Source organism: Chelatococcus albus (assembly GCF_030067675.1).
GTDB classification, from domain to species: domain Bacteria; phylum Pseudomonadota; class Alphaproteobacteria; order Rhizobiales; family Beijerinckiaceae; genus Chelatococcus_A; species Chelatococcus_A albus.
The window spans coordinates 281682-304836 of record NZ_JASJEV010000005.1 but is presented as its reverse complement, the minus strand read 5'-3'; the positions used below and the strand labels follow the sequence as shown (position 1 = coordinate 304836).

The window sequence follows — 23155 nt, the reverse complement described above, 5'->3', positions numbered from 1 at the left end:
AGCTCGATCGGGCGGGCGAGAATGAGGCCGCGCCGCCACAGACTGCCCAGGCCCCGTCCTCGCGCAAGGCGGCCTGACCTGTCCCGCGCGGCTGGCTGGCAGCGGCCATGGCGCGTAACGTGCGGAGGAGCCGCGACGCGCTCCCTCGCACGACCCGCTCTGGCAGGGAGGGCGCAGGGGAGGGCGCCGTCCCGCTCCTTGTCACACGACCAGGCGGCGCGGAAGGCTCCGCGCCACCCGCTCCTGGGCCCTGCCGTCCCGGTGGGCCGATCGGGGGCAGCCCTTCGGGAACCATGCGGCTCGAGCGCAACCGGACGCGACGATGATGCGACAAATCTCCTTGCACGCCCGGAGCGGCCATGCCGCGTGGGCCGCGGACGGGACCTGCGGCAAGGCTTCCCTTCCGCAACGACGCGCGCTCGCGGGTGGCGGACCTCGCCACGCAACTCCGCTCAATACCGAGTGCCGCGGCTGCGGCAGGCGCGCCCACGTCCTGCTCGAAGTGCTGTTGAACGGGCGCGCTCCGGCCGATCTGAACCTGCGTTGTCTCGCCTGCGGCGGCGAGGTCGCGGCCTGGGTACCGGAGGGGCCTGCGGCCGCGCCGGCTCATCTCGCGGATGCCGCCCAGCCCGCCGATCGTGCGCTGGACAGCCGTGGCGCGCAAGACGCCGGGTGATGATCGATCCTCCCTGGCGGGAAGGTCTCCGCCCTCGGCTCCGGGGCGGGTGCGGTCGTGGAGAGGCGGGCGAGGCTCCCTCGTCGCCGCGTGACCGGCGCCGGCCGAGCCAGGCGCCATCCGGTCCTTGTCAGTGACTGTCGTGCATGCACTTGCCGTGGTCGGCCAGGACCTCGATGACCCGGCAATCGGCGATGGCGCCCGAACAATGCAGTCGCGTCATGCGTTCGAGCTCCTGTTCCAGGTTCCTCAAACGGGCGATCTTGGCTCGCACGTCCGCGAGATGGGCGGCGGCGATGGCATCCGCCTCGGCGCAGGGGCGCGCCGGATCGGCGCTGAGCTTGAGAAGGTCGCGGATCGCGTCGACGGAGAAGCCGAGGTCGCGCGCATGGCGGATGAAGCTCAGGATCTGCAGATGCCGGCGGGTGTAGCGGCGCTGGTTGCCGCTCGTGCGCTCGCCTTCGGGCAGGAGTCCGATCTGCTCGTAGTAGCGGATCGTCTCGATCTTGCAGCCCGTGGCCTCGGCCAGACGGCCGATCGGCAGCAGGCGTTCGGCGAGATCGGCGCGCATGCGAATACCCTCTTGAACCTCTAGCGACTTCAGGTCCTATGTAGGTAGCGGTCGACAGAGGAGCAAGCAGATGACCGCCATCGTCCGGCCCGCCCGCGCGCCGCAAGTGCGCGATCTCGCCTGGAAGATCGAGGGCATGGATTGCCCGAGCTGCGCCGGCAAGATCCGCGGCGCCCTCGAGCGCCTGCCCGGAGTCAGCGCGGTGCGCGTCACCTATACGAGCGAGACGCTGTCGCTGCGCGCCGGCGACGGAGCGAGCGCCGAGGCCATCGAAAGGCAGGTCAGGGCGCTCGGCTATGTACCGACTCGGCTCCAGCGCGCGCAGGACGCGCCGTCCGAGGCCGCGCACGAGGTCGACCTGTGCGGCCGCGGGCCCGGCCATGACCACGGACACGACCACGGCGCCGGCTGCACACACGATCATGGGCAGGCTCAGGCCGCCCGCGTGGTGGCGGTCTCCTCGCCCGTGATCGGGGCGGTGGAGGGGGGCGAGCGGCCGGCGCGCGCGGCGGCCGGAGAAGTCCGGCGCTGGTGGCAGACCGCCAAGGGACGTCTCGTCCTGCTGTCCGGAGCGCTGCTCGGCATCGCCTTCCTGTCGGAGTTCACCGTGCCGCAGGCGTCGGCCTGGGCCTTCGGCGCCGCGGCGCTGATCGCGGCCGCGCCGGTGGCGCGGCGCGCGCTCGCGGCGCTTCGGGCACACGTGCCCTTCACCATGGAACTCCTGATGACGATCGCGGTCGCGGGCGCGCTCGTCATCGGCGCCGTCGAGGAAGCGGCGCTGGTGGTCTTCCTCTTCGCCGTGGGCGAGCTCCTGGAGGGTGTCGCCGCGCGGCGCGCCCGCGCGAGCATAAGCGCGCTCGCCGCTCTCGTGCCGAAGACGGCGCTCGTCGAGGAGAACGGAACGACGCACGAGATCGAGGCGGCGATGCTCGTCGTCGGCCAGACCGTCCTGGTGCGCGCCGGCGATCGCATTCCGGCGGACGGCAGTGTCGTCGAAGGTGCCTCCAGCGTGGACGAAGCGCCGGTGACGGGCGAATCCGTGCCCAAGGCCAAGGGCGTGGGCGACGCCGTCTTCGCCGGCTCCATCAACAAGGACGGGGTGCTGCGTGTCGTCGTCGAGAAGGCCGCGGCCGACAACACGATCGCGCGCATCATCAGCCTGGTGGAGGAGGCGCAGGAGGCCCGCGCGCCGACGGAACGCTTCATCGACGGGTTCTCGCGCTGGTACATGCCGATGATCGCCTGTGCAGCCGTGCTCGTCGCCGTCCTGCCGCCGCTCGCCTTGGGAGGGGAATGGGGCACCTGGACCTACCGGGCGCTGGCACTGCTTCTCATCGGCTGCCCCTGCGCGCTCGTCATCTCGGTGCCGGCCTCCATCGCTTCTGCCCTGTCCGCGGGTGCGCGCTCCGGGCTTCTGCTGAAGGGCGGCGTCGTGCTGGAGCAGGCGGCGCGCATCTCGCTCGTCGCCTTCGACAAGACCGGTACGCTGACCGAAGGCCGGCCGCGCGTCACCGACATCGTCACCTTCGGGCGCTCCGAGGCCGAGGCCCTGGCGCTTGCTGCGTCGGTCGAGAACGGGTCCAGCCATCCGATCGCCGCGGCGATCCTGCAGCGGGCCGGTGATGCAGCGGTCGACCTCGAGTCCGCCTCCGCGATCGTTGCGCTGCCCGGCAAGGGCATCGAGGGCGACGTCGGGGGCGTGCGGGTGTTCCTCGGCTCGCCGCGCCATGCGGCCGAGCGCGCGCCGTTCGACGGCCCGGTGGCCGCGGCGGCGGAGCGCCTGGAGGGCGAGGGCAAGACTTTGTCCGTGCTGGTGGTCGATGGCGCGGTGACGGCGCTCATCGCCCTGCGCGATGAACCGCGGCCCGACGCGCGTGGCGCCATTGCCGAGCTTGCCGCCCTCGGCGTCGATGCGGTGATGCTGTCCGGCGACAACACCCGCACGGCCAGCGCCATCGGCGGAGCGCTCGGCCTGCGGGCTGAGGGCGAGCTCATGCCGGACGACAAGGTGGCGCAGGTGCGCCGCCTCGCCGAGACGCGCGTGGTGGCGATGGTCGGCGACGGCATCAACGACGCCCCCGCGCTCGCCGCCGCGACCATCGGCGTCGCCATGGGCTCGGGAACGGACGTGGCGCTGGAGACGGCCGACGCGGCCCTCATGTGCAGCCGTGTCGCCGATGTCCCGCGCCTGCTGCGGCTCGCGCGGGCGACCATGGCGAACGTGCGCGAGAACATCGTCGTCGCGCTTGGCCTGAAGTTGGTCTTCCTGGTGACGAGCGTAGCCGGCGTGACGGGCCTGTGGATGGCGATCCTCGCGGATACGGGCGCGACCGTCATCGTCACGGCCAATGCCTTGCGCCTGTTGCGCTTCGGTCGGCGCGACGGTGTGTGGCAGCGGTCGCCCGAAGGGCAGGCCGGTATCAAATTGCCGCATTCCTCGGCGGCGTGACTCGCTCCAGTCTGGCGCCGCGAGAGCCGGTCCCGCAGGCGGGATCGGCTCTTAACGATCGAGGGAGCCATCGAGAATGCGACGGATGTGGATTGCCGGCCTTGCGATTGCGGCGCTCGCCACGGCGGCCCGGGCCGAGGGGGATGCGGCAGCGGGCGAGAAGGTGTTCCTCAAGTGCCGGGCCTGCCACCAGGTGGGCGAGAGCGCGAAGAATGTGGTGGGACCGAAGCTCAACGGCCTCTTCGGCCGCAAGGCGGGCAACGTCGAGGGCTACAGCTATTCGGAGGCCAACAAGAACTCCGGGCTGACCTGGGACGAGGCGACCTTCAAGGACTACATCAAGGATCCGAAAGCCAAGATCCCCGGAACGAAGATGGTCTTCGCCGGTCTCAAGACCGACAAGGAGATTGACGACGTCGTCGCCTATCTCAAGCAGTTCGATGCCGACGGCAAGAAGAAGTGATCGCCCTATCCGTCGATGGACAGCCGCGCGGGCGATCCGCGCGGCAGTGGCGTGATCGCGAGATCCTGGTCGCGAAGGGTTGCTGACGGCATCGCCCTCAGCGTACCGGCGGGGCATATTGCAGGCCGCCCCTGGTCCAGAGTTCGTTGTAGCCGCGCGGGATGGCGAGGCGCGTGCCCTTCCCGAGGTTGCGCTCGAAGATCTCGCCGTAGTTCCCGACCCGGCGGATGATGCGATGGCCCCAGTCCCTGGTGAGGCCGAGCGCCTCGCCGAAGTTGCCCTCGACGCCGAGGAGGCGGCGAACCTCCGGAGTGTCCGACTCGCGCATGGCGTCGGCATTGCCGCGCGTGACGCCGAGTTCCTCGGCACCCACGAGCACGAACAGCGTCCAGCGCACGATGTCGAACCACTGGTCGTCGCCCTGGCGGACCCAGGGGCCCAGCGGCTCCTTGGAGATGACCTCGGGCAGGACGAGATAGTCGTCAGGCTTGGCGAGCTTCAGGCGGTTGGCGAAGAGGGCCGAACTGTCGGTGGTGTAGACGTCGCAACGGCCGGCCTCGAAGGCCTTTACCGTCTCGACAACCTCCTGGAAGGTCACCACCTCCAGCTTCATCTTGTTCTTGCGGAAGAAATCGGCGGCGTTGAGCTCGTTGGTCGTGCCCTGCGAGATGCAGACCGTGGCGCCGTCGAGTTCCTTCGCTGATTTTACGCCGAGCGACTTGCGCACCATGAAGCCCTGGCCGTCGTAGTAGGCGACCGCCGTGAAGTTGAGGCCGAGGGCCACGTCGCGCTGCAGGGTCCAGCTCGTGGTGCGCGACAGGACGTCGATCTCGCCAGCCTGGAGGGCGGTGAGCCTGTCCTTGCTCGACAGGGGTACGAACTGGGTCTTGTCCGGATCGTCGAAGATCGCCGCCGCCAGTGCCCGGCAGAAGTCGATGTCGAAGCCCGACCACACACCCTTGTCGTCGGGGATGGAGAAGCCGGCCACTCCCTGGCTCGCGCCGCAGCGCACGGCGCCGCGCTCGCGGATCTTCTGGAGCGTCGTCTGGGCGTCCGCCGTCGACGCGGCCCCCATGAGCGAAAGCGTGGCAAGCAGGGCGAGAAGCGGTTTCAGCATGGCGTTTCCTCGGGTTGTCTCGTTGCTCGGCTGTTGTCGTCAGTCGCTCGTCAGGGCCGCGAGGAAGCGTGCAAGGTCCGCCTTGAGGTCTTCCGGGTCCTCGAGGCCGATGGAGAGGCGCAGGAGCGGCCCCCTCTCCGTCCATGGCACGACGGTGCGCTGCCCACTCACGTCCATCGGCGCGATGAGGCTGTGCGTGCCGCCCCAGCTCGCGCCGATGCGGAAGATGTCGAGCCGTCCGAGCGCGGCATCGAGGCGGGGTGTGACGGCCGGCGCGAGCACGACAGCGAAGACGCCGCTCGCTCCCTTGAAGTCGCGCTCCCAGACGGGATGGCCCGGGCAACCCGGCAAGGCCGGGTGCAGCACACGCTCGACGTCGCGCTGGCGCTCCAGCCACAGCGCCAGGTCGATGGCGGCCGCGCCGACGTGGCGCAGCCGCACCGCCAGCGTCTGCAGACCGCGGAGCGCGAGAGAGCAGTCGTCGGGCGAGACGCCGAGGCCGAGGATGCGCGTCGTATCCTTCACGCGGTGGAGGAGCGCCTTGTCGGGCGCCGCGATGGAGCCCATGAGCAGGTCGGAGTGGCCCGAGAGATATTTCGTGACGGCGAGGATGGAGAGGTCGGCGCCGGCGGCCAGCGGGCGGAAGAGGAGGGGTGTCGCCCAGCTGTTGTCGCAGGCAACGAGCAGGCCGCGGGCGTGGGCCGCCGCCACGATGGCCGGCACGTCCTGGACCTCGAAGGTTCCCGACCCGGGCGACTCCACCCAGACGAGGCGCGTCGCCGCCTCGATGAACGCGGTGATGCCGGCGCCGATCAGCGGATCGTAATAGGTGGTACGCACCCCGAGCGCGGCGAGGAAGCCGTCGGCGAAGGCGCGCACCGGCGGATAGACGGAGTCGGGAATGAGCAGGTGGTCGCCCGGCTTGAGCAGCGCGAGCATGGTGGTCGTCACAGCCGCCTGGCCCGAAGGCGTCAATGCCACACCCGCCGCGCCTTCGAGCATGGCAATCTGGGCTTCCAGCGCGCGCGTCGTCGGCGTGCCGTAGAGGCCGTAGGTGTAGCCGTCGTGCCCGCGCTCGTGGCGGCGGGCGAAGCTCGGGGCATCGGGAAAGGTGATCGTGGAGGCGCGCTGCACCGGCACGGTGAGGCTCGCGAAGCCGTCCGCGTCGATGGCCGGTGCCTGTACGCAGCGGGTCGCGTCGCGCATGAGGGGCCGTGGGTTGGTTTCCGGTCCCGAGCAGGCTAACGATGCTTTCCTCATGCGATCCAGTGCCTAGATCGCTGGAGTCTATGCTCGAATCTTATACCTGTCCGGGAGGCCTCGGGCTGCGGAGGATGGTGCTTGATGAATCTCAAGCAGATCGAGGCCTTTCGGGCTGTCATGATCACGGGCACGGCGTCCCGCGCCGCGGAAATCCTCGGGGTCACGCAACCGGCGGTGAGCCGCGCCGTCGCCGAGCTAGAGCGTTCCGTCGGGCTGCGGCTGTTCGACAGGGTGCGCAGCCGCCTCGTGCCGACGCCGGAGGGCCGGCTCTTCTTCCGCGACGTCGAGGAGGCCTTCACCGGGCTGGAGCGGCTGCGCGCGTCCGCGGCCCGCATTCGCGACTTCGGGTCGGGGGATCTGCGCGTTGCGAGCCTTTCGGCGCTCGGCACGACACTCGTGCCGCAGGCGATCGGCCGGTTCGTCGCGGGTCATGCGGGCGTGTCCGTCACCCTGCAGATCCACGGCTCCAGCACAGTGCGCGACCTCGTGGCCTCGGCGCAGTTCGACATCGGCCTCGCCGCCGACGAAATCGACACGTCCGGGGTCGTGCACCAGGTCTTCTGCACGCCGCGCATGCTGTGCGCCGTGCCGGCGGGGCACCGTCTCACAACGCGAGAGGTGATCGAGGCCGCCGATCTCGACGGCGAACCCTTCGTCGCACTGGCGCCGGAGGACACCGTGCGCCGCGCCCTCCAGGAGGAGCTCCTGCGCATCGGCGCGCGGCCGCGCATCGTCGTGGAGACGCCGGCGTCACTCACCGTCGGGGCGCTGGTGGCACAGGGCCTCGGGCTCGGCCTCGTCAATCCCTACACGGTCGAGGGGCTTGAGGCCGCGGGCGTCTCGCTGAAGCCCTTCGAACCCGCGCTCCATGCGCGCACCCTGCTCCTCCTGCCCGCCGATCGGCAGAAATCGCGCCTCATCGTCGCCTTCGTCGAAGCCCTGATGGCCTGCCGGAATGCGTGGGGCGCCGGGCGATGAGGCGCGGCCATGCAGCGAGGCGCCTCGGCGGGGCGGCCGGCATGCGCTACAGCCGATGAGGCTGCCCGCGGGGGCATCCGGCGATCCGATGCGAGGGAGGGCGACGTGTCGCGCCGCAGCGAAACCGAACGAACCATCACAGACTGGCTCGCCGCGCAACGCGAGGCGATGATCGACCTCCTGGGCGAGGTGGTGAACATCGACGGCGGCAGTTACGACAAGGCCGGCGTCGACGCGGTGGGCGAGCGCTTCCGCCGGTTCTTCGCCGACCACGGGATCGCCGTCTCGGTGACGCCGGATGCGACCTTCGGCAATGCCCTTCACGCCGTGGTCGATGGTCCGAATGCCGGCGGGGGCGCGGCGCTGCTCATGGGGCACCGCGACACGGTGTTCCCGAAGGGCGAGCCTCTTCGGCGGCCGTTCCGCTTTGCCGACGGACGCGCCTATGGTCCCGGCGTCGCCGACATGAAGGGCGGCCTCGTCATGAACGCCTTCGTGCTCGCCGCCTTCAAGCGCTTCGGCGGTGCGCCGCTGCCGGTCACCGTGCTGATGACGGGCGACGAGGAGATCGGCTCCCCCTTCTCGCGCCCGGTCATCGAGAGCGAGGCGCGCAAGGCGCGTGTCGTCTTCAATGCCGAGCCCGGGCGGCCGTCGGGCAACGTCGTCAGCGGCCGCAAGGGCGGCCTCTTCCTCAAGCTCGATGTTTACGGCAAGGCGGCGCATTCGGGGGCGAACTTCGCCGACGGCATCAACGCCATCGGCGAACTGGCGCACAAGACCGTGGCCCTGCACGGGCTCACCGACGTCGCCGCCGGCATCACCGTCAACGTCGGCCTGGTGCGCGGCGGGCAGTCGGTGAACACCACGGCGCCGCACGCCGAGGCTGAAATCGATATCCGCTATGTCACGCCCGAGCAGCGCCGCGCGGTGATGGAGGCGGTGACGCGCATCGTCGAGACGAGCATCGTGCCGGGCACGCGCGCCGCCCTGGAGACGAAGGGCGAATTCCTGCCGCTCGTGGCGACCCCCGAGGCGCGGCGGCTTCTGGTGCTCTACCGGGAGGCCGCGGCCGATGCGGGCCTGACGCTCGACGGCGAGTTCACCGGCGGCTGCGCCGATTCGGGCTTTGCGGCGAGCGTCGGCACGCCGACGATCTGCGGCCTGGGGCCCGTCGGCGGCAAGGCTCACACGCCGGATGAATATCTCGAGCTCGACAGCCTCGTGCCGCGCGCCCAGGCCCTCGCCCTGGCAATTCTGCGTCTCGACAGCGCGCTCTGACCGACAACCGCCAGCCTGGGCGGCGGCCGCCGCCCCGTGGCGCCCTCAGATCACCGATCTGATGCGCTCCCAGGCGTTGTGCATGTGCCGCGCCAGGACGTCGGCGAGGGCATCCGCGTCGCGTCGCTCGAGGGCCGCCACCATCTCCTCGTGCTCGGCGATCGACGACTGCCACTTCTCGGGCGTCTCGTTGCCCAGGAAGCGGATGCGCTTGAGGCGCGCCTGGATATTGTCGTGCGTCGCTACCAGCACGGCATTGCGCGACATGAGCGCGAAGGCCGAGTGGATGCGCTGATTGAGCTTGAAATATTCGAGGCGGTTGCGGGCGGCATATTGGGCGATCATCGCCTCGTGCAGGGCGCGCAGCTCGGCAATCTCCTCGTCCGTGGCATGGATGCAGGCGAGCCGGCCGGCGAGCGCCTCAAGCGCGGCCAGCACCTCGAGCATGTCGCGCACGTCCTTCTCGGTAAAGCGCCGCACCACCGCCCCTCGGCTCGGCACGAGGTCGATGAGCCCCTCGCTCGCCAGGAACTTCAACGCCTCGCGCAGCGGCGTACGGGAGACACCCAGCGCCTGGCCGAGTTGACCCTCGTGGATGCGCGTACCCGGGGCGAGACGCCCCTCGATGATCATGTCGCGCACGCGCGTCACGATTTCGTCGTGCAGGGTGCGGCGCGTGATCGGGGCAGGTTCCTCGGCGCGCTGCCGGACATTGTTCTCAATGATCGTCACTCGGTGCCCCGTGGAAATCCCGGGCGCGGTCGACTTCCGCCGGCCCTTCGCCGCCGCGATGCGGGCACGCGGGCGGTGCGCGGCCGGCCGCCGCGCCGGCGACAGCAGCAATCTTCAACATCTCAAAATGCCGCTCCGGCTCGACACAGTCAATCGACACTCAGAATGCGAAATTCTGTATGCAGCATTCTTGAAGACGGAATTTTGCCATGCTAGCGTCCCGTCGACGCACAGCAGAGGAGGCACCTTTGGCCGGCGCTTCGCCCCGTTCCGCATCGAGAAGACCGACGATCGCGCTCGCCATGGGCGATCCCGCCGGCATCAGTCCCGAACTCACGGCAAAGCTCCTGGCCCTGGACGAAATCCGAGCGGCGGCGCGTCTGCTCGTCATCGGCGACATCCGGGTGCTTCGGGCGGGTGCTGCTGCGGCCCAGGTCGAGCCGGACGTTCTGGTGGTCGCGTCGATCGGGGACGCGCCGGCCGAGGCCGACCGGCCGGCCTTCATCGATCTCGCCCATCTCGATCCGGCAACCATCGAGCTCGGCACCGTCAGCGAACGGGGCGGGCGATTCGCGCTCACGAATTTCCGCACGGCGCTCGAGCTCGCGGCCGAGGGCGCCGCGGATGCGGTGGTCTTCACGCCCTTCAACAAGGCCGCGATGCGCCTCGCGCACCCGTCCTATGACGACGAAATCGGCTATTCGGTCGAGATCGTCGGTGCAAGCGGCCCAGCGAGCGAGTTCAACATCCTCGACGATCTCTGGAACGCCCGCGTCACCTCGCACGTCCCGCTGAAGGACGTGGCGTCCCTGCTCAGTGTCGATGCCATTCTGAGGGGCATCACGCTCACCGACGCATCGCTGCGGGCGGCAGGCATCGCCGCGCCGCGGATCGCGGTCGCCGGGCTCAATCCGCATGCCGGCGACGGCGGCAGCTTCGGCCGTGAGGAGATCGAGGTCATCGGTCCGGCGGTGGAGAAGGCCAAGGTCGAGGGCTTTGCCGTCGACGGGCCCTTTCCCTCCGACACGGTGTTCGTGCGGGCGCGCGGCGGCGCCTTCGACGCGGTGCTGACGATGTACCACGACCAGGGGCAGATCGCGATGAAGCTCATGGGCTTCGACCGCGGCGTGACGCTGCTCGGCGGCTTCCCGTTTCCCATCTGCACGCCGGCACACGGCACGGCCTACGACATCGCAGGAAGGGGCATCGCCAATGTCGGCGCCGCACGCGCCGCGCTTCTGCTCGCCGCGCGCATGGCCTCCGACCGCCTGCGCGGCAAGGCGGCAGCGGCGGCCTGAGCCGCCGGCCGGCGGCTGTCCCACAGCGGCAGCGACGGGGCTGCGCCAACGAGAACAACAACAAGAACGAAGACGATCGAGCCATTTCGATGGAGGAGGGAACGATGGGTGTGAAGACGACGCTTGCGGCTGCGGTGGCGCTGGCCGCTCTCGCGACCGGCGCCGCCGAGGCCGGGTGGAAACCGTCGAAACCGGTCGAGTTCGTGGTCACCTCTGGCGCCGGCGGGGGCACCGACCAGTTCGCGCGCACGGTCCAGGCCATCATCACGAAGTACAACCTGATGGAGCAGCCGGTCGTCGTCGTGAACAAGGGCGGCGGCAGCGGCGCCGAAGGCTTCGTCTACGGCAAGACCGCGAGCGGCGAGCCACACAAGGTCATCTTCGCCACGAACAACGAGTATCTTCTCCCCCTCGTCGCCAAGCTCGCCTTCAAGCCGAGCGACCTCACGCCCGTCGCCGCCATGGCGGTGGACGAGTTCCTGCTCTGGGTGAAGGCGGATTCGCCGCACAAGGACGCGAAGAGCTTCGTTGAGGCCGCCAAGGCCAAGCCCAACGAGATCAGGATGGGCGGCAGCCAGTCCAAGGATACCGACCAGATCCTGACGAAGCAGATCGAGAAGGCAACCGGCGCGCGGTTCACCTACGTGCCCTTCAAGAGCGGCGGTGAGGCGGCGGTGCAGCTCGCCGGCGGCCATGTCGACTCCAACACCAACAATCCGGCCGAGAACCTCGGCCAGCTCAAGGCCGGGGCGGTGCGCCCCCTCTGCGTCTTCAGCCCGCAGCGCATGGCCGAGGCGAAGGTGACGGCGGGTCTCTCCTGGGCCGACATCCCGACCTGCAAGGAGGCGGGGATCGGGCCGGAGCAGTACCAGATGCCGCGCACCGTCTTCCTGCCCGGCAACGTGCCGGCGGACGCCGTGGCCTATTACGTCGGGGTACTGAAGCAGGTGCGCGAGAAGCCCGAGTGGGCGGACTACATCCAGCGCACCTCCCAGTCGGACAGGTTTCTGACGGGGGCTGCCTTCGAGGCCTTCATCAAGGCGGATGAGGCGAAGGGGCGCGAGACGATCAGGGAAGAAGGCTGGCTCGTGAACTGACGCCGGTCCTGGACGGGCGGCGCGCGTCGAGGATCGCGCGCCGCTGCCCTTCGCACCCACGGCGCGGGTACGTCGTGCGCCCTCGGCCATCCGCGGAGCCCTTCATGACCGTTCCCTCGTTGCGCACCGCGTGCCCTGCCAACGCCGCGCATTCCGTTGCCCTCGTGGGGGCCGGCGAATTCGGCGCGACCTTCGCGGCGCAGGTGCGGCGCATTCCGTCACTCGCGCTGCGGCTTGTCTGCGACCGCGACCGGACGCGCGCCCTAGGGGCGCTCGCGGCGGCGGGTTACGGGGCTGAGGATGTCGCGGCCTGCGACGGCCGCCCCGGGATCCTCGCCGCCCTCGCGCGTGGCCGCATCGCCGTCGTCGAGGATTTCACGCTCGTCGCCGATCTGCCGCTCGACCTCGTCGTCGAGGCCACCGGCCAGCCGCACGCCGCCGCGGCGCTTGCGGACCTTGCGCTCGCCGCCGGCTATCACACGGCGCTCGCCACCAAGGAAGCGGAGATCGTCGTCGGACCGATCCTGGCGCGCAAGGCCCGCTCTGCCGGCCTCGTCCACACGCCGGTCGACGGCGACCAGCCGAGCCTCCTGATGAGGCTCTTCGCCCGCGCGAGGACGCTCGGGCTGCCGGTCGTCACGGCCGGCAAGTCGACCGAATCCGACTATGTCTACGATCCCGGCGCCGGCACGGTGTCGACCTGGGGCCGGACGGTGGCGCGACCGGACTACGCACCGCTCTTCACCGGCGAGGCCGATCTCGCCGCGAGCCTTGCGGCGCGTGTCGTCTCCGGGCTCGACACCGCGACGGTGCCGGACCTCTGCGAGATGGGGATCGTCGCGAACCATTGCGGCCTCGCCGTCGATCGCGCCGAGCTGCATGCGCCCGTGGCGCGCACGGTCGAGCTCGCGCGGCTCTTCCGCCCGCGCGAGGAGGGGGGGCTGCTCGCACGCAAGGGTGTCGTCGACGTCTTCGTCTGCCTGCGCCGGCCGGATGAAATCAGCTTCGCGGGTGGCGTCTTCGTCGTCGTCGAGGCGCCGGACGCCGCTACCGGTCGCCTGCTTGCCGCCAAGGGCATTCCGGGCGACGGCGAGGGCCGCTACCTGCTCCTGCACAATCCGGTGCATCTCCTCGGTGTCGAGGCACCGATCTCTGTACTGAGCGCCGTGCACGACGGGCGTTCCACGGGCGGGGACGAGGTGCGGCAGCGTTATGACCTCGTGGCGAGGGCCGAGCGCGACTTCGCCGCCGGGGAAACGCTCGACATGGGTGCGCGCCATGCCCTCTCCGGCGTGGCGCCGCTGCTGGTGCCGGCCCGGCCACTCGGACCCGAAGCGCCGGTGCCCTACTATCTCGCCGCCGGCGCACGCCTCAGGCGGCCGGTGGGACGGGGGGCGACCTTCACGCTCGCCGATGTCGTCGTCGACGAGGACAGTGCACTGATGCGCCTGCGCCGCGAGCAGGACGCGCTGGACGCCCTGCGCGAGCCGCGCCCGAGCGCCGTGTGAGCAAGGAGAGGAGGGCGGTCATGAAGGCAGACGATCGGGTGGTGCTGTCGCGTTTCACCCTGGAGGTCGTGACGGCGCTGGTGACGCTCGCCGCGGGGGCGGTGGTGATGGGGGGCGCGGTCGAGTACGCCATCGGCTGGGACGAGACCGGCCCACAGCCCGGCTACTTTCCCTTCCGCGTCGGGCTTGTCATCGCCCTCGCGAGTCTCGGCGTGCTCGCCCAGGCCTTCGTCACCCATCGCGGCACGGGAGAGGCCTTCGTCTCGCGCGAGCGCTTGAGGCGCGTCGCGGCCTTCCTCCTGCCCGTTGTCGGCTTCGTGTTCTGCGTCGTCTTCCTCGGCCTCTATGTGGCGACGGCGCTCTACCTCTTCGCCGTCATGCTCGGCCAGGGCGGCTATCGCTGGCCCTTCGCCGCCGTGGTGAGCCTTGGCGTCACGGGCTTCTTCTTCGTCCTCTTCGAGTGGTGGTTCAAGGTGCCGCTCGTCAAGGGGCCGGCCGAGGCCCTTCTCGGAATTCACTGACCACCGCGAGAGGCCGGACGAACGGCTCGACAGGGAGGAAGCCCGTGGAGAACATCTCCTCGCTCATGCACGGCTTCGGCGTGGCGCTGACCACCTATCACGTGGCGCTGATGATGGCGGGCGTGCTGCTCGGCATCCTGGTCGGCGTCCTGCCGGGCCTCGGCGCGCCGAACGGCGTGACGCTGCTCCTGCCGCTGACCTTCTCCATGGAGCCGGTCTCGGCCATCATCCTGCTCACGTCGATGTACTGGGGCGCGCTCTTCGGCGGCTCGACGACCTCGATCCTCTTCAATATTCCCGGCGAACCCTCCTCCGTCGCCACCACCTTCGACGGCCATCCCATGGCCAAGAACGGGCAGGCGACGGAGGCGCTGACCTATGCCTTCCTGTCGGCGGGCACCGGCGCGCTCGTCGGCGTCGCCGTCATCACGGCCCTGTCGGGCTGGGTGGCGCAGTTTGCGCTCAAGTTCTCGCCGCCGGAATATTTCGCCGTCTACTTCCTTGCCTTCGCGAGTTTCGTCGGGCTCGGCGGGGCGTCGCCCTTCAAGACGGTGGTGTCGATCATGCTCGGCTTTGCCTTCGCGGCGGTCGGCATGGATACGGTATCGGGCAGCCTGCGTCTGACCTATGGCCTCAACGAGCTGATCGGCGGGATCAGCTTCCTCGTCGCCGTCATCGGCCTCTTCGGCATCGGTGAGCTCCTCCTCACCATGGAGGAGGGGCTGAAGTTCGACGGCGTGCGCGCCCGGGTGTCGCCGCGCAAGGTCTTCGAGACGTGCCTCGACATGCCGCGGCATTGGGTGGCGCTCTTGCGCTCGTCGGCGATCGGGGTGTGGATGGGCATCACGCCGGGCGGGCCGACGGCCGCCTCCTTCATGAGCTACGGCCTTGCCAGGCGCTTCTCGCGCAATCGCGCCAGTTTCGGCCGGGGCGAGCCCGAGGGTGTCGTCTCGCCGGAGACGGCGGATCACGCCGCCGGCTCCAGTGCCATCCTGCCCATGCTCGCTCTGGGAATTCCGGGATCGGCGACCGCCGCGGTGATGATGGGCGGCCTGATGATCTGGGGCCTCGCGCCCGGCCCGATGCTCTTCGTCGAGCAGAAGGACTTCGTCTGGGGGCTCATCGCCTCCATGTATCTCGGCAATGTCGTGGCCGTCGTGCTCGTGCTCGCGACCGTGCCGCTGTTCGCGGCGATCCTGCGCATCCCCTTCGCCATCATCGGGCCGGTCATCATCGTCGTGTGCGCCATCGGCGCCTACACGGTCGCCAACTCGACCTTCGACCTGTGGCTGATGCTCGTCTTCGGCATCGTCGGCTACGTCTTCAAGAAGCTCGACTATCCGATCGCGCCGCTCGTGCTCGCCATGGTGCTCGGCGACAAGGCGGAGGACGCCTTCCGCCAGTCGCTCATCATGTCGCGCGGCTCGCTGTCGGTCTTCTGGTCGAACGGCCTCGTCGCCACGATCACGGCGCTCGCCATCGTGCTGTTGCTCTGGCCGGCCGGGTCGGCTCTCATCCAGCGTGCCAGGCCGCAGCGCGTCCGCGCGCCGGAAGCCGTTGTCTGACTCGGCCACAACAATCGGAAGCAGCCTCCATGAGCCTTCGTCTCGTCCAGTTCATCGACCGCCACGGCGCCCGCTGCACGGGCGTGCCCTCCGAGGATGGCAGGACACTTGCCGTGCTCACGGGAGCGGGTCGCGTCTACGATCTTGCCCTCGGCGCGCTGGCGGAAGGCGTGTCGCTCGAGGCTGCGGTCCGCGCCCGCCTCGGACGGGAGACGGTGGACTATGATGCGGTCGTCGCCGAGGGGCGCCTGCTGCCGCCGATCGACCATCCCGACTTGAGCCGCTGCCACGTCACTGGCACGGGTCTGACGCATCTCGGCAGCGCCGATACGCGCGACAAGATGCACAGGTCGACGATCGAGGCGGAGGAGGAGAAGCTCACCGACTCGATGAGGATGTTCCGCTGGGGCCTCGAGAAGGGGCGCCCGCCGATGGGCGAGGTCGGCGTCCAGCCGGAATGGTTCTACAAGGGCAACGGCCGGTTCGTCGTGGCGCCCGAGAAGCCGCTCGTGTCGCCCGCCTTCGCCGAGGACGGCGGGGAGGAGCCGGAACTTGCCGGCCTTTACGTGATCGCCTCCGACGGGACGCCGGTGCGCCTCGGCTTTGCCATCGCCAACGAGTTCTCCGACCACGTCATGGAGCGGAGAAACTATCTGTTCCTCGCCCATTCCAAGCTGCGCCAGAGCTCCTTCGGTCCGGAACTGCGCCTGGGACCCCCGCCTGCCGACATCCGCGGCACGAGCCGCATTCGCCGCCAGGGCGCCGTGATCTGGGAGAAGCCCTTCCTCACCGGGGAGGCGAACATGTCGCACAGCCTCGCCAATCTCGAGCATCACCACTTCAAATATGCCGAGCATCGCGTGCCGGGCGACGTGCACGTGCACTATTTCGGCACGGCGACGCTCAGCTTCGCCGACGGCGTCCGCCCCGAGCCGGGCGACGTCTTCGAGATCGAGGCGGCGGGTTTCGGGCGGCCGTTGCGCAATCCGCTCGCGGTCGAGCCCGGCGGCGAGGTTCTGGTGCGCGTCCGCGATCTGTAACCGTCGCCGACCTCCGCGGGTCGGCCCCTCCTGCACGAGTTCCCTGACGCAGAAGCGCCGGGCGGTCCTCCGCCCGGCGCTTCCATTTGCCTCGTGAGCGCCCGCCAGCCGCCGACCCCTGCTCGCCCTCGCCCCTCACCTGCGCGCGAGGCCGCGCATTGGCGCTTGACTCCGTTGCCGGAGGAATGGAATAAATATTCTATAACAAGAAAACTAAGTTCATTCGTTCCGCCTCGTCGGGCGGGGCGATGCCGGGAGGAGCGCATGGCACACTGCTGTCGCAGGCGATGTCGTCTGCCGCCCGGCTTCCTTCGGAGGGGGCCGTGAAGGCCCTCGTCCGCCGGTGGCGATGAACGACGAGGCCGATGTGCCAAAGTGGAGGAAACCCATGCGTTCCATGCTCAAGACCCTGGCGGTGGCGGCCGTGGCGGCCGCGGCTCTCACCGCCGGCTCCGCCCGCGCCCAGCAGGACATCCGCATCATCGTGGTCAGCCACGGCCAGGCGAACGATCCGTTCTGGTCGGTGGTCAAGAACGGCGTCACCAAGGCGGCCGACGATGCCAAGGTGAAGGTCGACTATCGCGCGCCCGAGACCTTCGACATGGTGGCAATGGGCCAGCTCATCGACGCCGCGGTCAACCAGAAGCCGGCGGGGCTCGTCGTATCGATCCCCGACGGCTCGGCGCTCGGCCCCGCCATCAAGAAGGCGGTCGCCGCCGGCATCCCCGTCGTCTCCATGAACTCGGGCTCCGACGTGTCGAAGTCGCTCGGCGCCCTGCTGCATGTCGGCCAGGACGAGTATGACGCCGGCAAGGCAGGCGGGGCCAAGCTCAAGGAGATGGGCGGCAAGGCGGGCCTGTGCGTCAACCACGAGGTCGGCAACGTGGCGCTCGACCTGCGCTGCAAGGGGTTCGCCGACGGCTTCGGCGGCAAGGTCACGGTCCTCCCGGTGTCCAACGACCCCGCCGAGATCCGCTCGAAGGTCAAGGCGGCCATCGGTGCGGATGCCTCGATCGACACGATCATGGCCCTCGGCGCCTCGCTCGCCGGCGAGCCGACGGTCGCCGCGGTGAAGGAGGCGGGCAAGGCGGGCGCCATCAAGGTCGCCTCCTTCGACCTCTCCGCGAGCTTCCTCAAGGCGGTTGCCGCGGGCGAGGCGGCCTTCGCCATCGACCAGCAGCAATATCTGCAGGGCTACCTGCCCGTGACCTTCCTGGCGCTCAATGCCCGCTACGGCCTCGTGCCCGGCGGCAACGTGCCCTCCGGTCCGAACCTGATCACGAAGGACAAGGCGGCACAGGTGGTCGAGCTGTCGGCGAAGGGCATCCGCTGAGACGACGCCCGGCGTCGAGCGACGCGAGCGATTTCCGCGCCGCTCGACGCCCCCCAAGAACTATAATGCCGTGTGGCCCAAGGCCGTGCGCGTCGGCGCGCGGGGTCACGCTTCCGATCAGACGGAGGACGCCATGGTGGACATGCGAGCGGGCGCTACCGGGCCGGGCGCGGTCGCATCCGAGCCGAGCGCGGGACCTGCGAAGGCCCCTCCTGTTCAGGACGAGCGGCTGCGCGAGGTGTCGTTGCTGACGCGGATCATGCGCCGGCCGGAACTCGGGGCGGTGGCCGGCCTCGTCCTCGTGACGATCTTCTTCTTCCTCACCGCCGACCGGACGATGTTCAGCCTGGCCGGCGTGATGACGATCCTCGCCCCGGCCGCGCAGCTCGGCATCCTCGCCATCGCCGCGGCCCTGCTCATGATCGGCGGGGAATTCGACCTCTCCATCGGCTCCATGGTCGCTTTCGCCGGCCTGATCTTCGGCGCCGCCATCGTCGCCTGGCAACTGCCGCTGCCAGTGGCGATCCTCGCCACCTTCGTCGTCGCAGCCGCCGCCGGCGCGGTGAACGGGCAGATCACCATCCGCACGAAGCTGCCTTCCTTCATCGTCACCCTCGCCGGCCTCTTCATGCTGCGTGGAATGACCCTCGTCGGCCTGAAGTGGGTGACGGGCGGCTCGACGCAGCTGCGCGGCATCGGCGATGCGGCGGGGGAGGGGGTTCTGCGCTCGCTCTTCTCCGGCCACGCCTTCCAGGGGCTGTTCTCCTGGCTCGCGGCCAACAACCTCATCGACAAGTTCGACAACGGCATGCCGAAGGTGTCGGGCGTGCCCGTCTCGATCCTGTGGTTCATCGTGCTCGCCGGCATCGCCACCTGGGTGCTCCTGCGCACGCGCATCGGCAACTGGATCTTCGCGGCGGGCGGCGACGCCAACGCGGCGCGCAATTCCGGCGTGCCGGTGAACCGGGTGAAGACGGGCCTCTTCATGCTGACGGCTTGCGCGGCGGCCCTCGTCGCCATCCTCACCGTGCTCGACGCCGGGTCGACGGACGCGCGGCGCGGCGTGCAGAAGGAGTTCGAGGCCATCATCGCGGCGGTCATCGGCGGCTGCCTGCTGACGGGCGGCTACGGTTCGGCCATCGGCGCCTTCTTCGGCGCGATCATCTTCGGCATGGTGTCGATCGGGCTCACCTACACCCGCTTCGACTCCGACTGGTTCCAGGTCTTCCTGGGCGCCATGCTGCTGCTCGCGGTGCTGTTCAACAACTTCATCCGCAAGAAAGTCACGGGGGAGCGTTGAGCCATGACCACCGCTGCCACTCCGCTCATCGAAGCACGCGACATCGTCAAGCACTTCGGCTCGGTCATCGCGCTCTCGGGCGTGTCGCTCACGGTCAACCGCGGCGAGGTGATGTGCCTCCTCGGCGACAACGGCGCCGGCAAGTCGACGCTCATCAAGACGTTGTCGGGCGTGCACAAGCCGACGACGGGCGAGTACCGCGTCGAGGGACGGTCGGTCGAGTTCAGCTCGCCGCGCGATGCGCTCGATGCCGGCATCGCCACCGTCTTCCAGGATCTGGCGATGATCCCGCTCATGTCGGTGACGCGCAACTTCTTCATGGGCCGTGAGCCGACCAGGGGCTTCGGGCCGTTCAAGTGGATCGACTTCGATCACGCGCACGCGGTGACGCGGGAGGAGATGCACAAGATCGGCATCGACATCCGCGACCCCCACCAGGCGGTCGGCACCCTCTCGGGCGGCGAGCGCCAGTGCGTCGCCATCGCCCGCGCCGTCTATTTCGGTGCCAAGGTGCTCATCCTCGACGAGCCGACCTCGGCACTCGGTGTGGCGCAGACCTCCATGGTTCTCAAATACATTCACCAGGTGCGGCAGAAGGGCCTCGGCGTCATCTTCATCACCCACAATGTGCGCCATGCCTATGCGGTGGGCGACCGCTTCACCGTGCTCAACCGCGGCAAGACGCTCGGCACGTACACGAAGTCGGATATCCACATCGACGAGCTGCAGAACCTCATGGCCGGCGGCAAGGAGCTGCAGCAGCTCTCGGCCGAGCTCGGCGGGACGGTCTAGGCCGCCCGAGCGGGCGGTGCGGGAACAGAAGGGCCGCTCCCCGGAGCCCGAGGAGCGGCCGGGGACAGTGCAGCCTCCCGCGCCCAAGGGCGGCCGCGTGGAAGGCCCGCCTCGGGGGATGACCATGGATTCGATCGGCATCGGTCTCATCGGCACGGGCTTCATGGGCAAGTGCCATGCGCTCGCCTTCAACGCGGTCAAGGCCACCATGGGCGACGTGCCGCGGCCGCGGCTCACCGTGCTGTGCGATGTCGATGCGGCGCATACGGCGCAGAAGGCGAGCGACTTCGGCTTCGCGCGCCACACCACGGACTGGCGGGCGGTGATCGCCGACCCGGAGGTCGACCTCGTGTCGATCACGACGCCCAACGCCCAGCACCGCGAGATGGCGATCGCCGCGCTCGAGGCCGGCAAGCATGTCTACTGCGAGAAGCCCATGGCCCTCACCCTCGCCGATGCAGAAGCGATGGCGGCGGCGGCGCGAAAGGCGCGCGGGCGCACGCGCCTCGGCTACAATTACACCGTCAATCCGGCGATCCAGCACGCCCGGCGCCTCGTCCACGAAGGGGCGATCGGGCGGCTCCTGCACGTGCGCGGCCAGGTGGACGAGGACTACATGGCCGATCCAGACCTGCCCTGGTCCTGGCGCTGTCGCGCCGCCGACGCGGGCCTCGGCACGCTCGGCGACATCACCTGCCACCTCGTCTCGCTCCTGCACGGTCTCGTTGGGCGCATCACGAGCCTCTCGGCCGACATCGCCGTCGCCTATCCGCAACGCCCGATGAAGGACGAGCCGGGCAAGTTCGGCACCGTCGAGAACGAGGACATCGCCCAGGCGCTCGTGCGCTTCGAGAACGGCGTGACCGGCGTCCTCTCGTCGAGCCGGGCGGCGCATGGCCGCAAGAGCCTCATCCGCATCGAGCTGCACGGCTCGCACGGCATGATCACCTTCGACCAGGAGCGCATGAACGAGCTTGAGCTTTACGTGGCTGAGGGCGATGCGGCGACCCGCGGTTTCCGCACGATCCTGACGGGACCGGCCCATCCGCCCTACGGGCAGTTCTGCCCGGCGCCCGGGCACCAGCTCGGCTTCAACGAGCTCAAGGTGATCGAGGCGGCGGAGTTCCTGCGCGCCATTGCCGCGCATACGCCGATCGCCTTCGACTTCGAGGAGGGGCTTGCCGTGGAGCGCGTCATCCACGGCTTCGTCCGCTCGGCCGAGGAGCGGCGGTGGGTGGACCTGTAACGTCGCCCCCGGGCGGGGCGGCTGCGGCCCGATCGACGGTCTTTCAGGCCCGTGCGCGCCGCGCTTCAGTGCGACGCCACCCCGCGCCGCGTATCGTGGACGTCCGGCGGAACGTTGGAAATATCCGCTTCCTCGATCAGCGCCATCACCCGGTCGAGGTCCTCGGCCACGACGACGACGTCCGGCATGTGCAGGCTTCCCGTTGACAGGTAGATGTTGCTGCCGCCCTGCGCGATGCTGCGCACCATCAGCACGTAGGCGGGATTGATCAGGAGCCTGCTGCCCGAACTCTTCTCCGTGACGGTGAGCGTTCTCATGACGCGTCTCCCAGTTCAGAGAGCATACATGAGTATAGGGATGCGGTGTGGCCCGCTGCAAACGGGAACGACGCGAGCGCCGCCCCGGGGCGGCGCTCGCCGGTTCCGCCTCACACAGGCAAGGTGTAGGCGGTCTTGACTGTGGTGTAGAACTCGGCCGCATAGCGGCCCTGCTCGCGCGGGCCGAAGCTCGAGCCTTTGCGGCCGCCGAAGGGCACGTGATAGTCGACGCCCGCCGTCGGCAGGTTGACCATGACCATGCCGGCCTCGGCATTGCGCTTGAAGTGGCTGGCGTACTTCAGGCTCGTGGTGCAGATGCCGGCGGAGAGGCCGAACTCGGTGTCGTTCGCCGCCGCGAGCGCCGCCTCGTAGTCCTTGACGCGCACCACGGCCGCCACCGGGCCGAAGATCTCCTCGCGCGCGATGCGCATGCCGTTCGCCACCTCGGTAAAGAGCGCCGGGGCCATGTAGAAGCCGGGCGTGTCGCGGTTGAGGAGTTCGCCGCCGCAGACGAGCTTCGCCCCCTCGTCCTGGCCGATCCTCACATAGGCGAGGTCCTGGTCGAGCTGGTTCTGGTCGACCACCGGGCCGATGTGGGTTCCAGGCTTCAGCGCATCGTCGACGACGAGGCCCTTCAGGCGCTCGGCCACCGCATCGACGAAGCGGTCGTGGATGCCCTCGGTGACGATGAGCCGCGAGGAGGCCGTGCAGCGCTGGCCGGTGGAGAAGAAGGCGCCGTTCACGGCGCAGTCCACCGCCGTCTTGAGATCGGCGTCGTCGAGCACGACGAGCGGGTTCTTGCCGCCCATCTCGAGCTGGAACTTCTTCATCGTGCCGACGCAGGCGGCGGCCACCTTGCGCCCGGTCGCGACGGAGCCTGTGAAGGTGATCGCCGCCACGTCCCTGTGGGTGAGGAGCACCTCGCCCACCACCGAGCCGCGGCCCATGACGAGGTTGAACACGCCCGCCGGGGCGCCGGCCTTGACGATGATCTCGGAAAGCGCGTGCGCCGAGCCGGGCACGAGGTCCGCCGGCTTGAACACGACGGTGTTGCCGTAGGCGAGCGCCGGGGCGATCTTCCAGGCGGGGATCGCGATGGGGAAATTCCAGGGTGCGATGATGCCGACGACGCCGACGGGCTCGCGCGTCACCTCGATCTCGACGCCCGGGCGCACGGAGGCGAGCTTGTCGCCCGCCTGGCGCAGGCACTCCTGGGCGAAGAAGAGGAAGATCTGGCCGGCGCGCACCACCTCGCCGACGCCTTCCGGCAGGGTCTTGCCCTCCTCGCGCGACAGGAGGCGTCCGAGCTCGTCCTTGCGCGCCAGGATCTCGTCGCCGACCTTCTTGAGGAGGTCGTGCCGCTCCTGCGGCGTGGATCGCGACCAGGCGGGAAAGGCGGCCTTGGCCGCTGCGATGGCGCGCTCGGCGTCGGCAGCGGAGGCGCGCGCATAGTGCCCGACGACGTCGTTCGTGTTGGACGGGTTGATGTTGGCCGCCGCGTCCGTGCCCGCCACCCATTCGCCCGCGATGTAGTTCCTGTGCTCGCTCATCGTCTCCTGCCCGAGGTCGTCGTCGCGCATCGTGAATTGCCCGGCCGCAGCGCAGGCGGCC

The 23155-nt window shown here is 69.5% G+C and carries 20 protein-coding genes; 14 read left to right on the top strand and 6 right to left on the bottom strand.

The window, feature by feature from the left end; all coding sequences use genetic code 11:
* Nucleotides 1-806: 806 nt before the first annotated feature.
* Complete coding sequence (locus tag QNA08_RS10530) at nt 807-1247, bottom strand: MerR family transcriptional regulator (RefSeq protein WP_422679896.1); 441 nt, start codon at nt 1245-1247, stop codon at nt 807-809.
* A gap of 70 nt (nt 1248-1317) precedes the next feature.
* On the opposite strand from QNA08_RS10530, the gene QNA08_RS10525 reads away from it, so the two are divergent.
* Together QNA08_RS10525 and QNA08_RS10520 are read left to right on the top strand one after the other, a co-directional pair.
* Entirely contained in the window at nt 1318-3696 is a 2379-nt protein-coding gene (locus tag QNA08_RS10525) for a heavy metal translocating P-type ATPase (RefSeq protein WP_283740644.1), read from the top strand.
* Nucleotides 3697-3781: 85 nt separating this feature from the next.
* Complete coding sequence (locus QNA08_RS10520; RefSeq protein WP_283740671.1) at nt 3782-4159, top strand: c-type cytochrome; 378 nt, start codon at nt 3782-3784, stop codon at nt 4157-4159.
* Between the two features lie 97 nt (nt 4160-4256).
* Here the strand turns inward: QNA08_RS10520 and QNA08_RS10515 are convergent, their stop codons facing one another.
* Nucleotides 4257-5276 carry an amino acid ABC transporter substrate-binding protein gene (locus QNA08_RS10515; protein WP_283740643.1) on the bottom strand — a complete coding sequence of 340 codons (1020 nt, stop codon included), beginning with the start codon at nt 5274-5276 and terminating at the stop codon, nt 4257-4259.
* A 39-nt stretch (nt 5277-5315) separates the two neighbouring features.
* Nucleotides 5316-6482, bottom strand: a complete 1167-nt coding sequence (metC, locus tag QNA08_RS10510) for a cystathionine beta-lyase (protein ID WP_283740642.1) — start codon at nt 6480-6482, stop codon at nt 5316-5318.
* A 138-nt stretch (nt 6483-6620) separates the two neighbouring features.
* Here metC and QNA08_RS10505 point away from each other — a divergent pair, with 138 nt between their 5' ends.
* Nucleotides 6621-7517: a LysR substrate-binding domain-containing protein gene (locus QNA08_RS10505; protein WP_283740641.1), complete on the top strand. Its 897-nt coding sequence runs from the start codon at nt 6621-6623 to the stop codon at nt 7515-7517.
* 168 nt (nt 7518-7685) lie between these two features.
* Complete coding sequence (locus QNA08_RS10500; RefSeq protein WP_283740670.1) at nt 7686-8795, top strand: M20 family metallopeptidase; 1110 nt, start codon at nt 7686-7688, stop codon at nt 8793-8795.
* A 45-nt stretch (nt 8796-8840) separates the two neighbouring features.
* On the opposite strand, the gene QNA08_RS10495 is transcribed toward QNA08_RS10500, so the two are convergent.
* Nucleotides 8841-9527, bottom strand: a complete 687-nt coding sequence (locus tag QNA08_RS10495; protein ID WP_422679895.1) for a GntR family transcriptional regulator — start codon at nt 9525-9527, stop codon at nt 8841-8843.
* Nucleotides 9528-9829: 302 nt separating this feature from the next.
* On the opposite strand from QNA08_RS10495, the gene QNA08_RS10490 reads away from it, so the two are divergent.
* The 10 genes from QNA08_RS10490 to QNA08_RS10445 all read left to right on the top strand — a co-directional run bounded on the left by QNA08_RS10490 (nt 9830) and on the right by QNA08_RS10445 (nt 21227).
* The gene (locus QNA08_RS10490; protein ID WP_283740640.1) at nt 9830-10825 is read left to right on the top strand and encodes a 4-hydroxythreonine-4-phosphate dehydrogenase PdxA; all 996 of its coding nucleotides are present in this window, start codon (nt 9830-9832) and stop codon (nt 10823-10825) included.
* A 104-nt stretch (nt 10826-10929) separates the two neighbouring features.
* On the top strand, nt 10930-11922 hold the full coding sequence (locus QNA08_RS10485; protein WP_283740639.1) for a tripartite tricarboxylate transporter substrate binding protein: 993 nt from the start codon (nt 10930-10932) through the stop codon (nt 11920-11922).
* A gap of 104 nt (nt 11923-12026) precedes the next feature.
* Nucleotides 12027-13430, top strand: a complete 1404-nt coding sequence (locus tag QNA08_RS10480; protein WP_283740638.1) for a flagellar biosynthesis protein FlgA — start codon at nt 12027-12029, stop codon at nt 13428-13430.
* Between the two features lie 20 nt (nt 13431-13450).
* Nucleotides 13451-13951: a tripartite tricarboxylate transporter TctB family protein gene (locus QNA08_RS10475; RefSeq protein WP_283740637.1), complete on the top strand. Its 501-nt coding sequence runs from the start codon at nt 13451-13453 to the stop codon at nt 13949-13951.
* Nucleotides 13952-13995: 44 nt separating this feature from the next.
* Nucleotides 13996-15516 (top strand): tripartite tricarboxylate transporter permease, encoded by a 1521-nt coding sequence (locus QNA08_RS10470; RefSeq protein ID WP_283740636.1) that lies wholly within the window; start codon nt 13996-13998, stop codon nt 15514-15516.
* A gap of 29 nt (nt 15517-15545) precedes the next feature.
* Nucleotides 15546-16556 carry an AraD1 family protein gene (araD1, locus tag QNA08_RS10465; RefSeq protein ID WP_283740635.1) on the top strand — a complete coding sequence of 337 codons (1011 nt, stop codon included), beginning with the start codon at nt 15546-15548 and terminating at the stop codon, nt 16554-16556.
* Nucleotides 16557-16944: 388 nt separating this feature from the next.
* Complete coding sequence (locus QNA08_RS10460) at nt 16945-17889, top strand: sugar ABC transporter substrate-binding protein (RefSeq protein WP_283740634.1); 945 nt, start codon at nt 16945-16947, stop codon at nt 17887-17889.
* A 142-nt stretch (nt 17890-18031) separates the two neighbouring features.
* A complete protein-coding gene (locus QNA08_RS10455; protein ID WP_422679898.1) occupies nt 18032-19189 on the top strand; it encodes an ABC transporter permease in 1158 nt (385 codons plus the stop codon).
* Nucleotides 19190-19192: 3 nt separating this feature from the next.
* Complete coding sequence (locus tag QNA08_RS10450; protein ID WP_283740632.1) at nt 19193-19981, top strand: ATP-binding cassette domain-containing protein; 789 nt, start codon at nt 19193-19195, stop codon at nt 19979-19981.
* A 118-nt stretch (nt 19982-20099) separates the two neighbouring features.
* Entirely contained in the window at nt 20100-21227 is a 1128-nt protein-coding gene (locus QNA08_RS10445) for a Gfo/Idh/MocA family protein (protein WP_340321972.1), read from the top strand.
* Nucleotides 21228-21292: 65 nt separating this feature from the next.
* On the opposite strand, the gene QNA08_RS10440 is transcribed toward QNA08_RS10445, so the two are convergent.
* A complete protein-coding gene (locus QNA08_RS10440; protein ID WP_283740631.1) occupies nt 21293-21544 on the bottom strand; it encodes a hypothetical protein in 252 nt (83 codons plus the stop codon).
* Nucleotides 21545-21654: 110 nt separating this feature from the next.
* A complete protein-coding gene (locus QNA08_RS10435) occupies nt 21655-23094 on the bottom strand; it encodes an aldehyde dehydrogenase family protein (protein ID WP_283740667.1) in 1440 nt (479 codons plus the stop codon).
* Nucleotides 23095-23155: the final 61 nt, after the last annotated feature.

Excerpts from the sequence above, each read along its gene's own strand:
- QNA08_RS10530 (WP_422679896.1), bottom strand. The coding sequence starts at position 1,247 with ATGCGCGCCGATCTCGCCGAACGCCTGCTGCCGATCGGCCGTCTGGCC.
- QNA08_RS10525 (WP_283740644.1), top strand. The coding sequence starts at position 1,318 with ATGACCGCCATCGTCCGGCCCGCCCGCGCGCCGCAAGTGCGCGATCTC.
- QNA08_RS10520 (WP_283740671.1), top strand. The coding sequence starts at position 3,782 with ATGTGGATTGCCGGCCTTGCGATTGCGGCGCTCGCCACGGCGGCCCGG.
- QNA08_RS10515 (WP_283740643.1), bottom strand. The coding sequence starts at position 5,276 with ATGCTGAAACCGCTTCTCGCCCTGCTTGCCACGCTTTCGCTCATGGGG.
- metC (WP_283740642.1), bottom strand. The coding sequence starts at position 6,482 with ATGCGCGACGCGACCCGCTGCGTACAGGCACCGGCCATCGACGCGGAC.
- QNA08_RS10505 (WP_283740641.1), top strand. The coding sequence starts at position 6,621 with ATGAATCTCAAGCAGATCGAGGCCTTTCGGGCTGTCATGATCACGGGC.
- QNA08_RS10500 (WP_283740670.1), top strand. The coding sequence starts at position 7,686 with ATGATCGACCTCCTGGGCGAGGTGGTGAACATCGACGGCGGCAGTTAC.
- QNA08_RS10490 (WP_283740640.1), top strand. The coding sequence starts at position 9,830 with ATGGGCGATCCCGCCGGCATCAGTCCCGAACTCACGGCAAAGCTCCTG.
- QNA08_RS10485 (WP_283740639.1), top strand. The coding sequence starts at position 10,930 with ATGGGTGTGAAGACGACGCTTGCGGCTGCGGTGGCGCTGGCCGCTCTC.
- QNA08_RS10480 (WP_283740638.1), top strand. The coding sequence starts at position 12,027 with ATGACCGTTCCCTCGTTGCGCACCGCGTGCCCTGCCAACGCCGCGCAT.
- QNA08_RS10475 (WP_283740637.1), top strand. The coding sequence starts at position 13,451 with ATGAAGGCAGACGATCGGGTGGTGCTGTCGCGTTTCACCCTGGAGGTC.
- araD1 (WP_283740635.1), top strand. The coding sequence starts at position 15,546 with ATGAGCCTTCGTCTCGTCCAGTTCATCGACCGCCACGGCGCCCGCTGC.
- QNA08_RS10460 (WP_283740634.1), top strand. The coding sequence starts at position 16,945 with ATGCGTTCCATGCTCAAGACCCTGGCGGTGGCGGCCGTGGCGGCCGCG.
- QNA08_RS10455 (WP_422679898.1), top strand. The coding sequence starts at position 18,032 with ATGCGAGCGGGCGCTACCGGGCCGGGCGCGGTCGCATCCGAGCCGAGC.
- QNA08_RS10450 (WP_283740632.1), top strand. The coding sequence starts at position 19,193 with ATGACCACCGCTGCCACTCCGCTCATCGAAGCACGCGACATCGTCAAG.
- QNA08_RS10445 (WP_340321972.1), top strand. The coding sequence starts at position 20,100 with ATGACCATGGATTCGATCGGCATCGGTCTCATCGGCACGGGCTTCATG.
- QNA08_RS10440 (WP_283740631.1), bottom strand. The coding sequence starts at position 21,544 with ATGAGAACGCTCACCGTCACGGAGAAGAGTTCGGGCAGCAGGCTCCTG.
- QNA08_RS10435 (WP_283740667.1), bottom strand. The coding sequence starts at position 23,094 with ATGAGCGAGCACAGGAACTACATCGCGGGCGAATGGGTGGCGGGCACG.